We start from the raw sequence: 16311 nt of genomic DNA on the forward strand, positions 1-16311 counted from the left end.
GTCGCCAACTACATCAACGCGCATCCCGACGTGCGCTCCGAGCTTGCCGTGCCCATGATCGTGAAGAATCGTGTGATCGGCGTGCTCGACATCCAGTCAACCAAGCTTAGCTATTTCACGGAAGAGCACGCGCGCATGCTCTCGCTGGTGGCCTCGCGTATCGCCTCGGGCATCGAGAACGCGCGGCTCTACACCCGCGTCGCGCGCCAGGCCCAAACGCTCGAAGTGCTCAACGAGATCGCTCGCGACCTCACCTCCATCCTCGATCTAGACATGCTGTTCAAACGCACGGCCGAGTCGCTGAACCGCCTGATCGACTACCAGATGTTCTCCATCCTGCTGCTCGACTCGACCGGCACCAAGCTCGAGCATCGCTTCTCCCTGCGCTTCAAACAGAGCATCCACCTGAAGCACGACATCCCGCTGGGCGTGGGACTGGTCGGCTATGCCGCGGAAAAAGCGGTGCCGGTGCTGGTACCCGATGTCTCCAAAGACCCGCGCTACGTCGCCGTGAACCCGGAGACCAAGTCGGAGCTGTGCGTCCCCATGAAGTACAAGGAGAAGGTGATCGGTGTGCTCGACCTCGAGCACACGCGCCGCGGATACTTCACCGAAGACCACATGCGGACAATCAGCACGCTGGCCGCGCAGATCGCGGTCGCGGTGGAGAATGCTCGTCTCTACCAGCGCATCGAGAAAGAAGAGCAGCGTCTCGAGCGTGACCTCGCCATGGCGCGCGAGATCCAGTTCCGGCTGCTGCCGGCTGGGGTGCCGAGTATCCCCAACGCGGAGGTAGCGGCACGGTTCGTCCCGGCGCGCGAATTGGGTGGCGATATGTACGACTTCGCGCGCTACGCCGGCAGGCGTACCGCGATCGCCGTGGGAGACGTGAGTGGCAAGGGTGCGCCCGCTGCCCTTTACGCCGCGCTCGCCGGAGGCCTGCTGCGCTCGCATGCCGCGCTCGAGTTGAATCCCGCGCAGATGCTGGCGGCGATGAACTCTTCGTTGCAAGACCGCCCGGTCGAGGCGCAGTACCTATCCCTGATCTATGCGCTCTGGGATGAGCGCTCGAACTCGATGCTGATCTCGAACTCGGGATTGCCGCGGCCTATCTTCTGCCATGAAGGCAAGACCGAGATCGTGGAAGTGAGCGGGCTGCCGCTCGGCCTGTTCCGCGATGTGACCTATGACGAGGTGCGCGTCCCGGCGGTAGCAGGCGACGTCTTCGTGTTTTTGTCGGACGGGATCATCGATGCCGCGAACGAAGCGGATACCACTTTCGGGCGGCATCGCGTGCATGACGTGGTGATCGCGAACTGGGAACGCTCCGCCAACGATATCGTTGCCGCCATCTTCGACGCAGTGAACGCGTTCTCGGTCGGCACCGATCCGTTCGACGATGAGACGGTGGTGGTGGTGAAGATCACCGGTTAGTCTACGCCGCACTCGCGACTGGTAAGATGTCCGCCCGAGCTTCTGTCAGCTCAATGTTCCGCTACCGCAAAGACGCGCTGCATTGCGATTCCCTGCCGCTCGACACGCTCGCACGCAAGTACGGCACGCCACTCTATGTCTACTCCGCCGCGGCCATCCGTGCGCGTTATCGCGCATTCGACCAGGCATTCAAGCCGGCACGCCGTGCCGGCGTGGTCGCGCACACCATCTGCTACTCCGTCAAAGCGAACTCGAACCTCAGCCTGCTGAAGCTGCTAGCGCAGCTGGGCGCCGGATTCGACGTAGTCTCGGGCGGTGAGCTCTATCGTGTGGCGCGGGCAGCGAAGTCGAGATTGAAGCAGACCGTCTTCTCCGGTGTGGGCAAGCGAGAAGACGAGCTCGACGCAGCGCTCCGCGCCGGCATCCTGCTCTTCAACGTGGAGAGCGAGGCTGAGCTCGAGCTGCTGGCTGCGTGCGCGAGCAAGCGGAAGCGCGTGGCGCGCATCGCCCTGCGGGTGAACCCCGACGTTCCCGCCGCGACGCATCCGTACATCTCGACCGGGCTGCGCGAGCACAAATTCGGCGTCGCCATCGGCGAGGCAAGGCGGCTCTATCGCCAGGCCGCGCAGCAGAAGTATCTCGAGCCCGCGGGCGTGAGCGTCCACATCGGCTCACAGATCACCGATATGGCGCCCTTCCGTGCGACGATGGAGCGGGTCGCCGAACTAGTCCGCGAGCTGCGTGGCGACGGCCATCGCATCGCCTATGCCGACGCCGGTGGCGGACTGGGCATCGACTATCAGCACCCGCAGCAGCCGGGCGACGCCCCTCTCGGCGAGCCGGACGAGGTTTTCGGAGACCGGATACCCGCCTATGCAAGTGCAGTGGTTGAGCCGCTTCGCGGGCTAAACCTTCATCTATTACTTGAACCAGGACGGTCGCTCATCGGACCGGCCGGCGTGCTGCTCACCCGCGTCCTGTATCGCAAGCAGAATGGCGCCAAGCGCTTTGTGATCACCGACGCCGCGATGAACGACCTCATCCGACCCGCGCTCTACGGGGCGTATCACGAGATCGTCCCGGCCACCCGGCGAGGCGGCTCAGCTGCACAGAGCTTCGATGTGGTGGGACCCGTCTGCGAGACGGGAGACTTCTTCGCCCGCGACCGCGCCCTCGCCGATCCGGAGCCTGGCGACCTGCTCGCCATCCTCGATGCTGGGGCTTACGGGATGGCGCTGGCCTCGAACTACAACACGCGCCCGCGGGCTGCCGAGGTGCTGGTAGACGGGCGCCGCGCCCAGCTCATCCGCCGGCGCGAGACGCTCGACGACCTGCTGCGGCCGGAACGCTAGAGTTCCTAACCCGGTACTCCCTTAATTCGGTACTAGGCACTCAACCTGATTGCTCCTGCGTATACCTTCCTCTACTCTGCCCCAAACCCCCGCGGAAGGCATGCCATGGAAGCCACCACCACTGACTGCACCTGGTGTAAGTCGGATTATCACGCCGAGGCGAGTCATGCTCGCGACCAACAAACGTTCTGCTCGAAGAAGTGCGAACTGGAAGCGCGCTTCTGGCTCTTCCGTCTGTTCCAGCCGGTCGACAAATAGACGCCCCGTTCCCGCGGCGCACCGCGTCACTTTGCTCCCGCCGGGATCTTCTCCAGATCCGCACGCGCCTGCCGAAGCAGCGCGGTGTTCTTCTCGAGCGCGCTCTCCAGGATGCGGACCTGCTCCTGCGCTACCTTCCAATCACCTTTCTCCACCGCTTCCGTGATGCCGGGCAGCTCGAGGTGAGCATAGGTGTAGCGCGCGGCATAGAGCATGTGTTTGAACCAGGGACGCCCGGGGATGCCGGCGGGGTTGAGCCAGCTCGCCTCGACCTCCATCATCTGTGCGTTCACCCGGTCGAGAGCCTTCCGGTCCGCACCGCGTGCCAGCGCTGCCGCAGCTGCGGCATCGAGCTCACGCCCGGCCGCTTCGAATGCTGCCGCGTGCTTCAGCGCTCCGCGAACATCCACGTGGCCGCGCGCGCCCTTCTTGGCTTCGATCTCTTTCAGCCAATCGCCGATGGTCTTAGCGGAAACGGAGAAATCGAAGGGCTGCAGCTCACTGTTGGCGAGCCGTAGTGCCAGCACGCCCCATAGTTGCGACATGAGCGCGTGGTAGCGATATCCGGGATCGCCAAAGTGATTCATCCAGTAATAGTCGTCATACATCGAGTGATAGACGCCGTAGGGTCCGTCGAAGCTCAGCAGCATGGTGGGACGCCCGAGGTGGTTGAGGAAGACAGTGTGGTCGGAGCCGCTGCCGATGCGGGTGTCCACCAGGTTTGCGTCCGCCACCGGCAGCTTGTTCTTGCCTTCCTGCCGCGAGCGTGTGGCGGATCCGCGCCAGGCTTGGTACAGCGATCTTCCCGAAGGGTCGGACAAGGACTTCGAAGTCTCGACCAGCATCGGCGCCAGCGAGCCCACCGCGCTGCCCTCGAAGTTGGGGCCGGAGGTGGAAGAATCCACATTCAAGTAGGCCACGAGACTCTGCTTGAGCTGCTCGGCAAACTCCTCGCCCCATTCGGTAGAACCCGTAAGCCCGACCTCTTCGCCATCCCAACTGCAAAAGATCAAGGTGCGGCGCGGACGGACGCCTTGGCGCAGCAGGTCGCCGAAGGCACGCGTCATCTCCATCATCGAAGCGGTGCCGCTGCTCGGGTCCACGCCGCCAAACTCCCAGGCATCGCGATGGTTGCCGAGCAGCACCCATTCGTCGGGAAGCTCGCTGCCGCGCACGCGTCCCTCCACCACGTAGTTGGGCTTCACGCTGGTGTCCATGTCGATCTTCAGGTGGACGCGCCCTTCCCCACCCAGTCGATAGGTGATGGGCAGGCCGCCACCCCATTCCCTCGGCGCCTTCGGACCGCCCATATTCTCGAGCAGCGGCTTGGCATCGTGCCAGGAGAGTGGCAGCGCCATGATCTTTGGCAACGACTGCGCTTCCGCAGGTTGAATGCGCTTTGCTCCCGCCACCGACGCCCATCCCGGCGTGAGCGGGTCACCGGGCACGATGAAGTCATAGGTGATGGCGCCGCGCTGGATGTGCGTCTCCGGTCCCCACGGGCCTTCCGGAAAGACCTTGCCACGCTTGTAGCCATCCTCGGCGGGATCGGAATATATAAGGATAGCGGCCGCGCCTTCGCGCTCCGCGGTGAGCGCTTTGAATCCGCGATAGCTGTAGGGATTCGAATAGCGCACCAGCACGACCTTGCCGCGCACACTGATGCCCTTCTGTTTCAGCATCGCGTAGTCTTCCGGATTCCCACTGTGCGCATAGACGATGGGCGCGGTCACCTCGCCCGAGGTGGACATCCCGCTGTAGCCGGGACTCACACGCGGGTTGGCGGTGTCAGGATCAATCGCGTACGCCGCTTCGCGCAGCGTGGCCTTGTACTGGATGGGGGAGACCATTTCGAGCGCGACTTCGCGCGGCGACGAGTTGAGCACGTCGTAGCGATGGATGACCACGTCTTCCAGGCCCTGCTTCATCCACGTTTCGGCAATGTACTTCGCCAGCTCATTGTTGCGCGCCGAGCCCGCTGGATGCGGCTCGGCGGTGAACTCGCGATGGAACTCGCGAGCCTTTTCGGGCGAGATCATCGCCTTGAACTTCGTTTCCACGCCGGCCTCGGCGGCGGCCGCCTGAGCGCCGAATCCCATGATCTTGGCGTTGACCTCCGCCGGCGGTGCCGAAGGCGGAGCACTGGCGCTCTGCTGCGCATGCAAAGCCATCACGCCCACTGCCGCCAGCGGTAGCAGGAACGAACCGCACACTGTTCTGCTGAGGACCGTCATCCGCACACCGATCTGCACACCGCTTTGCATCATGCGCCTCCGAAGTCGGGCTGTTCAGCTTCCCATCTTCTCAGTTTCAACAACCGCGTCGGACAACTGCCCAACCGCCCAAGCGATCTGCTCGTTGCTGATGACAGCCGGGGGCGCGAGCAAGAGGTGATCGCCCGCGAGGCCGTCCACGCAGCCTTGCATGGGATAGACGAGCAGCCCGCGGCGGAATGCGGCGGCCGCCACCTGGCCCGCGAATTGCTTCTCCACAGCAAAAGCCTGCTTCGTCTTCTTGTCGGCAACAAACTCCACGCCCCAGAGCAGCCCGATGCCGCGAACGTCACCCACACTCGCGTGCTCCGCAAGCCGCTGTAACTCGGACTTCATCACGGCTCCGGCGGTCTGTACCTCGGCGGAATCCGCCGCATGGACCAGCCGCTCATTCCGGATGCGGCCCAGCACCGCGCGCCCCGCCGCAAGTGCGACCGGATGCGCGTTGTAAGTGAGTCCATGGACGAACGCGCCCGAGCCGCGCGCGATCGCATCCACTACTTTCCTGGTGACGAGCACCGCGCCGAGCGGCGCGTAGCCGCTGGCGATGCCTTTCGCGGTCACGAGAATGTCAGGCCGCAGGTCAGCTCCCCAATGTTCCACCGCAAAGTTGCGTCCGGTGCGGCCCATGCCGGTCATCACTTCGTCCGCGATGGTCAGCACGCCATGGCGAGCGCAAGTCTCGGCAACGGCCTTCAGGTAGCCGGCGGGCGGGACCGCCGCGCCCAGCGTCGCGCCGCTTACCGGCTCGAAGATGAAGGCGGCTGCTTCGTTGCCGGAGCGCGCGAGCAACCCAGCCAGCTCGTCAGCGTAGCGCTGGCCGCAAGCCACGCAACCATCAGCGCAGGCGTATGCGCAGCGATAGCAGTATGGGATCGCGACCTGCTCGAATGTCCGCACCATCGGCAAGTACATCTCGCGGCGCCGCCGGTTGCCACTGACCGCCAGCGCGCCGAGCGTCGCTCCGTGGTAGGCCTGCTTGCGGCTGAGGATGGCGGCGCGACGTCCCTGGCCGATCTCGACCTGATATTGCCGCGCCAGTTTCAGCGCGCTCTCTACCGCCTCGGAGCCGCCGCTGGTGAAATACACGCAGCCGCCGCGAAAACCTTCGCCGGCAAAATCCAGCAGCTCACGCGCGAACTCCTCGGCAACCGGCGTGGTGAACTGGCTGGTGTGGGCGAATTCCAGGCGTGCGGCCTGCTCCGCCATGGCGCGGGCGATGTTGGCGTCGCCATGTCCCACAAAGTTCACCGCCGCGCTGCCCGAAAAGTCGAGATACCGGGTCCCGGCGTCGTCAAACAGGAAGACGCCTTCGCCGCGGCTCACTACCGGATACGCTTTCGAGAATGAGCGAGGAAAGTTTTCTGTCCGGGAGGCCGCCGTAGGCGTGCTGTTGGACATGGGGACGGAATTATGCGGTGCCACGCCGCCAAGTGTCAAAGCAACGCCTCAAAGCACAATGCCTCAAAGCGCGCGCGGCAAGTAGCGACGCCCGACTGGTTCAGCGTCGTCTGGTTCGGAACTCATGGTTGCGGCTATAATCCGCGGGCTCGTCGGCGGTCTCACCACACTGGAGTCCCCCAATGCGTAAGCTCGGCATCATCCTTGTTGTGCTGGTATGTCTCGTCTCGCTGGCGGCCACACCCGACCAGCCCACGCCCCGGCTGGCAGGATATTCCGCCGCCGCATCCGCCAAAGAGCGCGAGTGGGAGGAAAAGTTTCGCGCGCTCCCGCAGCCGGAGAACCTGCGCGCCTATATGCAGCGCCTGACCGCGCAGCCTCATCACGTGGGCTCGCCCTACGACAAAGACAATGCCGAGTGGATCCTCGCGCGCTTCAAGGAATGGGGCTGGGATGCGCACATCGAGACCTTCGACGTGCTCTTCCCGACGCCGAAAGAGCGGGTCGTCGAGTTGGTCGCACCGACAAAGTTCGTCGCCAAGCTGCAGGAGCCGCCTGTGCCCGGCGATCCCACCTCGAGCCAGCAAGCCTTGCAACTGCCTACCTACAACGCGTACTCCGGCGATGGCGACGTTACCGCGCCGCTGGTCTACGTGAACTTCGGCCTGCGCGAGGACTACGAGATGCTAGATCGCATGGGCATCTCGGTGAAGGGCGCCATCGTGATCGCGCGCTATGGCCATGCCTGGCGTGGCATCAAGCCCAAGGTGGCGTACGAGCACGGCGCGGTCGGATGTTTGCTCTACTCCGACCCGCAGCAGGATGGCTACTCCGACGGCGACGTGTATCCCAACGGCGGACTGCGGCCGAGCCAGGGCGTGCAGCGCGGCGCCGTCACCGACACGCAGTATCCCGGCGATCCGCTCACCCCCGGGATCGGCTCGGTGCCGGGTGCGAAACGGCTCGCGCTCCAGGATGCGAAGACCATCGTCAAGATCCCCGTCCTGCCGCTTTCTTACGCTGACGCGCAACCGTTGCTCGCGGCCATCACCGGGCGCGTGGCTCCCGAAGGCTGGCGCGGCAGCTTGCCCATCACCTACCACATCGGCCCGGGCGCGGCGAAGGTGCACCTCAAGGCCAAGTTCAACTGGGACACCAAACCGATCTACGACGTGATCGCGAAGATCCCGGGCGCGGAGTCTCCTGACGAATGGATCCTACGCGGCAATCATCATGACGCTTGGGTGAACGGCGCAGACGATCCCATCTCCGGCCTGGTCGCGCTCTTAGAGGAAGCGCGCGCGCTGGGCGAACTGCGCAAGCAGGGCTGGCAGCCCAAGCGCACCATCATCTACGCCGCGTGGGATGGCGAGGAGCCCGGCTTGCTCGGCTCCACCGAATGGGTGGAGACGCACGCGGACGAGCTGCGCCAGCACGCCGTGGTCTACATCAACAGCGATTCCAACGGACGCGGATTCCTCTACGTGGGTGGTTCGCATAGCTTGGAAAAATTCGCCAACGGCGTGGAGCGCGACATCCAGGATCCGGAAAAGAAGATCTCGGTGTGGAAGCGCGACCAGATGTGGCGCATCGATGACGCCAAGACTTCCGACGAGCGCAAGGAGATCCGCGAACGCGAAGACTTGCGCATCGATGCGCTCGGTGACGGGTCGGATTACTCTCCCTTTCTCGACCACATCGGCGTCTCATCCCTGGCGATGGAGTACGGCAGCGAGGATGAGGCTGGCGTCTACCACTCCATCTACGACGACTTTCACTGGTTCACGCATTACGCCGACACCGATTTCGCGTACGGTCGCGCGCTCTCGCAGACCGCCGGCACCGCCGTGATGCGGCTCGCCGACGCCGAGGTGCTGCCTTACGACTTCACCAACTTCGCCAACACGGTCAAGAAATATGTCGACGAGTTGCAGAAGCTGTTGAAAGACAAGCAGGAGGAGGCCGAGGAGCGTGCCAAGCGACTGGAGGAAGGCGTGTACACGGCGATGAGCGACCCGAAGGAGCCGTTGCTGCCGCCGCCTGCTCTCGAGCGTCCGCCATTCCTCAACTTCGCGCCCCTGCAGAACGCGCTCGAGACGCTTACCCGCAGCGCCGAACGCTATCGCAAGGCCATGGAAAAGGCGGAGAAGAATGGCGACCTGGTCTTGCCGGCGGCGACCGCACGCGAGCTGAATGCCAAGCTCATCCTCACCGAGCGCGCCATGATCGTGCCGGAAGGCCTGCCCGGGCGTCCATGGTACAAGCATCAGATCTACACTCCCGGGGTCTACACCGGCTACGGCGTGAAGACGCTGGCGGCCATCCGTGAGCCGCTCGAGGAGCGCAAGTACAAGCAGGCTGAGGCGGCTATCCCCAAGGTCGCGAAGACGTTTGAGGATACAGCCGCCGCCATCGATGCGGCTTCCGCCGTCCTCGAGAAGGCTGCACAGTAACAGGCGGAGAACGATGACGAGCCGGTTGCACGGCTCATGCCCGGCTAGTATTCGATCGTCCGCTCGAGCGCGGTGACGATCTTCTCGACGCTGGGCATGTAAAACTTTTCCAGCGGCGCCGAGAACGGGATGGCCGGGATATCGGGCGCGGTCACGCGAACGATAGGCGCATCCAGGCAATCAAAAGCTTCTTCCGCGAGAAACGCGGATATCTCCGCACCGATGCCCAGCGTGCGGTGATCTTCATGCACGATCACGGCGCGGTTGGTCTTCGCGACCGAGGCCAGCACGGTGTCCTTATCCAGCGGATTCAGCACCCGCAGGTCGACCACTTCCACGTCCACGCCGTGCTCTTCTTTCATCTTCTCCGCCGCCTGCAGCGTGAGCTGCAGGGTGTATCCGTAAGAGACCGCGGTGATGTCTTTGCCCTCGCGGCGGATGGCGGCCTTGTAGATGTCGGCAACGTATTCGTCTTCGGGGAGGTCTTCCTTGATCGAACGGTAGAGCTTCTTGTGCTCGAAGAAGACGACGGGATTGTCGTCGCGGATGGCGGCCTTGAGCATGCCCTTCGCGTCATAGACGGTTCCGGGCGCAAGCACCACGAGTCCCGGCTCGTGTGCGAACCAGGTGGTGTTGGTCTGTGAGTGATAGAGCCCGCCGCCAACGCCGCCGCCGTAGCAAACGCGCAGCGTGAGCGGACAAGTCTGCGTGCCGGCAGAGCGGTAACGCAGTTTTGCGGCTTGCTCGACGATGGCGTCCATCGCTGGGGTGATGAAATCGGTGAACTGGATCTCCGGGCAGGGACGCATGCCGGCCATGGCCGCGCCGATGGCGGAGCTGACGATGATGCCCTCGGCAAGCGGCGAATCGATGACCCGGTCGGGACCGAATTCTTCGTACAGTCCCTTGGTCGCCTTGAAGACGCCGCCCATCACGCCCACGTCTTCTCCGATGATGAAGACTTTGGGATCGCGCAGCATCTCTTCGCGCAGCCCTTGCGTGATCGCGTCGATGTATGTGGTGAGTGCCATTTTTCTTATCCTGCGCTACCTGAGCTATTTGTTGGCGGGCGAAGCCACCGCATCGCGGAAGGTCCACGACTTGCGGTTCAGCTCGCGATCGCGGATGGAGAACGAGTACACGTGGTCGAGCGCCTCTTCCGGCTCGGGATACGGCGACTTGTCGGCGAACTCGACCGCTTTCTCGATCTCTGCCGTGATCTCTTCGGAGATCTTCTGCTTCCACTCGTCCGCCCACAGGTTCTGGCTCTTGAGATACCGCTCCATCGCGGGGATGGGATCCTTCGCCTTCCACGCTTCCAGTTCGGCTGGCTCGCGATACTTGGCGGGATCGATCTCGGAGTGTCCGTACCAGCGATAGGTCTTGCACTCGATGAGTGTGGGACCATTACCTTCGCGAGCCCGGCGGATAGCCTCGCGCGCGACGCGATAGACCGCGACCACGTCGTTACCGTCCACGGTGATGCCGGGGAAACCGTAGGCCGTCGCTTTCACGCTCAGGTCTTCGACCGCCGTTTGATACTTGATGTTCACCGACTCAGCGTAGCGGTTGTTCTCCACGATGTAGACGATGGGAAGCTTGCGCACGCCGGCGAAGTTCAATGCCTCGTGCCAGAAACCGAGCGAGGTGGAGCCGTCACCGGAGAGCGCGACCACGATGTTGGGCTTCTTCTCCAGTTGGAAAGCGAGCGCCACGCCGGTGCCGATGTTCAACTGCGCCGCGATGGTCGACGAGGGCGTGATGACGTGCGTCTCGGCGTACCCGCAGTGCGCCGGGCTGGAGCGTCCCTGGTCGGGCGAGGTCTTGCGCGCATAGAGCTGCGCATACATGCGCTCGAGCGGCGTCCCCTTCATGATGTTGGTGACGAAGTTGCGATGCGAGGGAGCGATGTAGTCGTCTTTTTCGAGGTCGATGGTGGTGCCCACCTCGGTCGCTTCCTGGCCGACGGCAGCGTAGTAGTTGCCGGCAAACTTGCCTTGCTTGAACAGCGTGCGCGCGCGCTCTTCCACCATGCGACACTTCACCATGTAGTAGTAAAGGCGCTTGAGGATCTCCGGGTTCAGCGGAGCTGCGCCATTGCCCTGCGGCTTGGCGGCGGGCGCCGCAGTCGGAGCCTTCCCTGGGTTACTTCCTTGGCTGCTGGGGGCTTGGTTCGCTTGCGCCGCGGGCGCAGGCCGGTCCTTTGTCTTAGTAGCCATGATATGTGCCTCGGAAACCCCATATTGTAGCGCACACCCGCAAGCCGATGTGCCTTCAAAGTTAACCGGCGAACGCCGTTGGGCTGACTCAGGTTCAGGGCCAAACCGTATCCACAGAGCGGTGGATAATGCTGTGGATGACAGGGTGTCTACCCTTATCTGGCCCAGCCTTGGCCCACGGGATAGCACTTTGCACTCTGCCGTGGTCAGCGCTCGGTGGTCACCGCAAAACCCCCGGCCGTGCATCGCTGGGTGGGCAATGTGTGGGCAATGTCGTAACTTGGCGTAAGCGTTACGCGGGTAGCAAAAGCAAATGCCCAAACTCCGACTCGATCGCTTATTGGTTGACCGTGGGCTCGTCCCCAGCCGGGAACGGGCGCAGGCGCTGATCCTCGCCGGCAAGGTGCTGGTGGAGGAGCAGAAGATCGAGAAAGCCGGGGCGGCCGTGAATGAGGATGCGGCCATCCGTCTGCTTGCCGAAGACCTGCGCTACGTGAGCCGGGGCGGGCTGAAGCTGGAGCACGCGCTCGCCCATTGGAAGATCGCGCTGGCCGGAAGGACGTGTCTTGACGTGGGCGCTTCCACCGGCGGTTTTACCGACGCGATGCTGCAACACGGAGCGGAGCGCGTCATCGCCATCGATACCGGCTATGGACAGATCGCCGCCGCTCTCCGCAACGATGCGCGTGTCCGCCTCTTGGAGCGGACGAATGCGCGGCATCTCACGGCGGCGCGACTGCGTCCGCTGGCCGGCGCAGCGGTCACCTTCCTCGCCCTGGACGTCGCTTTTATCTCTGCTACACTCGTGCTCCCCGCGGTGGTTGAGAGCGTGCGCGAGCTGGAGTACGTAAACGACGTCGACGTGAGCATCGCCGGCGCTTCCCGGTTCGAATCCGTCGTGCTGGTGAAGCCGCAGTTCGAGGCTGGCAAAGGGAATGTGGGTAAGGGTGGCATCGTGCGCGATGTTACGGTGCAGCAGGCGGCGGTCGAGCGCGTGCGCGCCGCGGTAGCAGCGCTCGGCGGTGGCGGCATCGAGGTCATCGATTCCCCCATCACCGGGACGGAAGGAAACAAAGAGTTCCTTTTGCACGCCGTGTTCGAACCGGATAGCAGATCGAAGAGCAAGGCGAAGAGCAAATAGTCGAAGAGCAAATGGTCCTGATCAAATGAAGACCGTTGCCATCATCTCGAAGCCCGGGCGGCCGCAACTTGCGGAAGTCGCGGCGCGGCTGGTGCAGTGGCTCAGAGCCAATGGCTACGGCGTGCTCGCAGACGCCGAAACCTGCGCCGTGGTGGGCGGTCTGGAATGCGCGGCGCGCGAGGGGATCGTTGGACGCAAGCCGGAATTCCTCGTCGTGTTGGGCGGAGATGGCACCATGCTGGCGGCGGCGCGCTCGGTATCACAGGCTGGCATCCCTATTCTTGGAGTGAACCTCGGCTCGCTCGGATTCCTGACCGAGGTGCGTCTCGAAGAGCTCGAAGCAACGCTCGACGCGCTCACGCACCACCAGTGCGTGATCGACGCGCGCGCCATGCTGCACTGCCAACTGGTGCGCGGCGGCAAATGCGTGGCCGCTTACGAAGCGCTCAACGACATCGTGGTGAACAAAGCCGCGCTGGCACGCATGGTGGATTTCGACGTCTATGTGAATCAGCAGTTCGTCTCGAATTACAAAGCCGACGGCGTGATCGTCGCAACCCCCACCGGCTCGACCGCGTACTCACTCGCTGCCGGCGGGCCCATCCTCACGCCCGACGTGGACGCCTTCGTCATCACCCCGGTTTCGCCCCATGCGCTGACGAATCGTCCGCTGGTAGTGCCTGACCGCTCCGAGATCATGATCGAAGTGCAGCAGCCGCAGGAAGAAGCCTACCTCACCGTGGACGGCCAGACCGGAGGGCCACTCCGCCAGGGTGATCGCATCGTCTGTCACAAGTCGGAGCACACCATCCAATTGCTCCACCTGCCGCAGCGCAGTTTCTTCGATGTGCTGCGGGCAAAACTGAAGTGGGGGGAGCGGTGATGCGATGACACGAAAGACGGGTATCTCCCGCTTGCTGCCCTTCGTCCTCGCCGCCACTTCTCTGTTCGCGCAGCATCCCGCCGCCGACACCATCATCACCAACGCCAAGGTGTACACGGTGGAGAGGGAGCGTCCGCGGGCAGAGGCGGTGGCCATCCTCGGCGAGCGCATCGTCGGCGTGGGCTCTGCCGCCGAGATAGACGCCTGGCGCGGACCGGAAACCAGGATCATCGACGCGCGCGGACATCTGCTGCTGCCCGGCTTCAACGACGCGCACGTCCACTTCGTCAGCGGCGGCCAGCAGCTCGATAGCGTCGATCTGAAGGACGCGGCCTCGCCGGAAGAGTTCGCGAAACGCATCGGCGAGCGTGCGCAGCAACGTCCGAACGAATGGATCATTGGCGGCGACTGGGACGACCAGCGCTGGACGCCCGCGCAGCTTCCCACCAGAAGTATGATCGACGCCGTCACCCCGACCACGCCCGTCTTCGTGAATCGCTATGACGGACACATGGCGCTGGCGAACTCTGCCGCGCTGCGTCTGGCGAAGGTGAACTCGAAGACGCCCGATCCGCCAGGCGGGACCATCGTCCGCGACGCGCAGGGGAATCCTACCGGCGTGCTCAAGGACGCGGCGATGAACCTGGTCTACAAGGTCATCCCTGATCTCACGCATCCGCAGCGCGCGGCGGCGATCAAACGCGCGCTGGCGCACGCAGCCCAGCTTGGCGTCACCAGCGTGCAGGACATGAATCCGTCCTACGACGACTTCCGCGCGTACATGGAGTTCGCCGAGCGCGGCGAGTTGACCACGCGCATCTACGCCGCGCCGCTCGAGACAGACTGGAAAGACCAGGCAAAGATCGGCATACGGCGCGCCTTCGGCTCAGCCTATCTTCGCCTCGGCGCGGTGAAGGGCTTTGCTGATGGCTCGCTCGGTTCGACCACCGCCTACTTCTTCGAGCCCTACACCGACGCGCCCAACACGCGCGGCCTGCTCGCCGATGAAATGCATCCCATCACCGCGATGCGCGGACGCCTGATGAAGGCCGACGAGGCGGGACTACAGCTCTGCATCCACGCCATCGGCGACAATGCCATCTCGCTGATCCTCGATATCTTCAGCGACGTGGTGAAGGCCAACGGCGCGCGTGACCGGCGATTGCGTATTGAGCACTCACAACACATCGCGCCGAAAGACTTCAAGCGTTATGCCGAACTCGGCGTCATCGCGAGCGTGCAGCCCTACCACACCATCGACGACGGACGCTGGGCGGAAAAACGCATCGGCCCGGAGCGCATCAAGACGTCCTATGCTTTCCGCACCTTCCTCGATCACGGGGTGCGACTCGCACTCGGCACCGACTGGTACGTCGCGCCGCTCGATCCCATGCAGACGCTCTACGCCGCGGTGACGCGGGCGACCTTAGATGGCAAGAATCCGAACGGCTGGCTGCCGGAGCAGAAGTTGACGGTTGGCGAAGCAGTGGAGGCCTACACCACCGGCTCGGCCTATGCTGAGTTCCAGGAGAAGGACAAAGGCACCATCGCCCCGGGCAAGCTGGCCGACGTGGTGCTGTTGAGCGACGACATCTTTTCCATCCGTCCCGAGGCGATCAAGGACGTGAAGGTGGACCTGACCGTCGTTGGCGGGAAAGTGGTCTTCGAGCGCAAGTAGACGCGAACGACGGCCTAGTTCGCGCTGACGTTGATCGCTGACTTTCGCGGTTCGCTGATCGACGCCAGTGGATCCTTCGCGCCTTCCTTCGGCGCGATCCAGCGCGGCTCGTTGGCGATGATGTCCTTCAGCAGCTTCTTGTCTTCCGCCGTCGGCAACCACTCGGTCAACTTCTGCGCGTACTCCGTCTCATCCACCGGCGCGCCGGTCTGCGGATGGAAGCGCTGTTCCTTCCACTTCCCGATGGCGCGATTGAACTTGATGTCCGGCGCGTAGAGCGGCGCGGTTCCGGGCGCGAGCAAGCTGTTGAAACGCTGCACTAGTCCCGAGACCTCGTCACGATAAAGGCTGCGACTGTAATCGTTGATGTCATCGAGATCGGGAGCGTGCTCATTCCTCGGCTCGTCATAGCGTCCCTTCAATCCCCAGACGTACGCCCAATGCGCGGATGACGATGAATCGGTGCCGAAGAGGTCATAAGATTCGGATATCCATTTGTTCAGATATTTCTGGATAAGCCACGCCGGGATGATGCCGGCCTCGACCACACGACGCAGGCCGTCATTGCCGGTGCCCATGTGGAACGCCTCTTCGCGCAGCATGTAAGAGGTGGAGCGTCCGAGCGGCGCGAAGGCGGAGTACTTCAGCATCTGCAGCTGGAACTTGCCATCGCGATCGACGAAGTCGGTGTAGGTGAAGAAGTCCATCCAGTTATCCACTTCTTCGTTGAAGGCGTTGAGCAGGCGCTTGTTCTCGAACGCACGCCGCTCGAGCATCTTCTGCGCTTCCACTTTTCCGGTCTGTCCGAAGTGGTCGATGAGCACGGCGCACATCTGCCAGCCGTGGCGCATCTCTTCGATCATCACGCGGGTGAGCGCGCGGCGGTCCCACTCGGTGGGCGCGGTCTGGAAGAGCCAGCGCTGCTGTTCGACGGACGCAAACTCGGTGTCGCCCTGGTAGACGATCATGTTGAGCAGCGCGTCGCGCATGTTCTGCGTAGGGATCTGGCGCACCGTCTCCCACTTCGGCCGTCCTTTGTAGTGGCCGAAGGTGATCTCGTTGGTGTCGATGGCGCCATAGAGCGTGTCGAACTTGAAGCTCTTGATGTCGTCGTGGTCCACGCCGACTTCCTTGCGCCAATCGTCGAACAGACCCACCCAGTCGCTGAACGTCCCGATCTTGAAACCTTTACCTGACATGATTCCCTCTTGGTTTGCTT

General features: G+C 63.5%; 12 protein-coding genes. 7 read left to right on the top strand and 5 right to left on the bottom strand.

Annotation, left to right across the window (positions count from 1 at the left end; genetic code table 11):
• The 3 genes from M3P27_03060 to M3P27_03070 form a co-directional block, all read left to right on the top strand.
• A partial coding sequence (locus tag M3P27_03060; GenBank protein MDP9267289.1) for a SpoIIE family protein phosphatase occupies positions 1-1434 on the top strand: 1434 nt, incomplete at its 5' end.
• A gap of 53 nt (positions 1435-1487) precedes the next feature.
• On the top strand, positions 1488-2786 hold the full coding sequence (gene lysA / locus M3P27_03065) for a diaminopimelate decarboxylase (GenBank protein MDP9267290.1): 1299 nt from the start codon (positions 1488-1490) through the stop codon (positions 2784-2786).
• Between the two features lie 105 nt (positions 2787-2891).
• Positions 2892-3044 (top strand): hypothetical protein, encoded by a 153-nt coding sequence (locus tag M3P27_03070; protein ID MDP9267291.1) that lies wholly within the window; start codon positions 2892-2894, stop codon positions 3042-3044.
• A gap of 26 nt (positions 3045-3070) precedes the next feature.
• Here M3P27_03070 and M3P27_03075 read toward each other — a convergent pair whose 3' ends face one another.
• Both M3P27_03075 and M3P27_03080 read right to left on the bottom strand, forming a co-directional pair.
• A complete protein-coding gene (locus M3P27_03075; GenBank protein MDP9267292.1) occupies positions 3071-5311 on the bottom strand; it encodes a M28 family metallopeptidase in 2241 nt (746 codons plus the stop codon).
• Positions 5312-5332: 21 nt separating this feature from the next.
• Positions 5333-6643, bottom strand: coding sequence for an aminotransferase class III-fold pyridoxal phosphate-dependent enzyme (locus tag M3P27_03080; protein ID MDP9267293.1), 1311 nt, complete (start codon positions 6641-6643; stop codon positions 5333-5335).
• Between the two features lie 257 nt (positions 6644-6900).
• On the opposite strand from M3P27_03080, the gene M3P27_03085 reads away from it, so the two are divergent.
• Entirely contained in the window at positions 6901-9171 is a 2271-nt protein-coding gene (locus tag M3P27_03085) for a M28 family metallopeptidase (GenBank protein ID MDP9267294.1), read from the top strand.
• Positions 9172-9215: 44 nt separating this feature from the next.
• On the opposite strand, the gene M3P27_03090 is transcribed toward M3P27_03085, so the two are convergent.
• Both M3P27_03090 and M3P27_03095 read right to left on the bottom strand, forming a co-directional pair.
• On the bottom strand, positions 9216-10202 hold the full coding sequence (locus tag M3P27_03090) for an alpha-ketoacid dehydrogenase subunit beta (GenBank protein ID MDP9267295.1): 987 nt from the start codon (positions 10200-10202) through the stop codon (positions 9216-9218).
• Between the two features lie 24 nt (positions 10203-10226).
• On the bottom strand, positions 10227-11390 hold the full coding sequence (locus M3P27_03095) for a thiamine pyrophosphate-dependent dehydrogenase E1 component subunit alpha (GenBank protein MDP9267296.1): 1164 nt from the start codon (positions 11388-11390) through the stop codon (positions 10227-10229).
• A gap of 313 nt (positions 11391-11703) precedes the next feature.
• Between M3P27_03095 and M3P27_03100 the strand changes: the two genes are divergently transcribed.
• Genes M3P27_03100 through M3P27_03110 form a run of 3 tightly spaced genes read left to right on the top strand, consistent with a single transcriptional unit; the run spans position 11704 to position 15092 of the window.
• Positions 11704-12531: a TlyA family RNA methyltransferase gene (locus M3P27_03100; protein MDP9267297.1), complete on the top strand. Its 828-nt coding sequence runs from the start codon at positions 11704-11706 to the stop codon at positions 12529-12531.
• 25 nt (positions 12532-12556) lie between these two features.
• The gene (locus M3P27_03105) at positions 12557-13414 is read left to right on the top strand and encodes an NAD(+)/NADH kinase (GenBank protein ID MDP9267298.1); all 858 of its coding nucleotides are present in this window, start codon (positions 12557-12559) and stop codon (positions 13412-13414) included.
• Between the two features lie 4 nt (positions 13415-13418).
• Complete coding sequence (locus M3P27_03110) at positions 13419-15092, top strand: amidohydrolase (protein ID MDP9267299.1); 1674 nt, start codon at positions 13419-13421, stop codon at positions 15090-15092.
• A 14-nt stretch (positions 15093-15106) separates the two neighbouring features.
• Here the strand turns inward: M3P27_03110 and M3P27_03115 are convergent, their stop codons facing one another.
• Positions 15107-16291, bottom strand: a complete 1185-nt coding sequence (locus M3P27_03115) for a phenylacetate-CoA oxygenase subunit PaaI (protein MDP9267300.1) — start codon at positions 16289-16291, stop codon at positions 15107-15109.
• Between the last annotated feature and the right edge of the window lie 20 nt (positions 16292-16311).

Source organism: Acidobacteriota bacterium, from assembly GCA_030774055.1.
Taxonomy (GTDB): domain Bacteria; phylum Acidobacteriota; class Terriglobia; order Terriglobales; family Acidobacteriaceae; genus JACPNR01.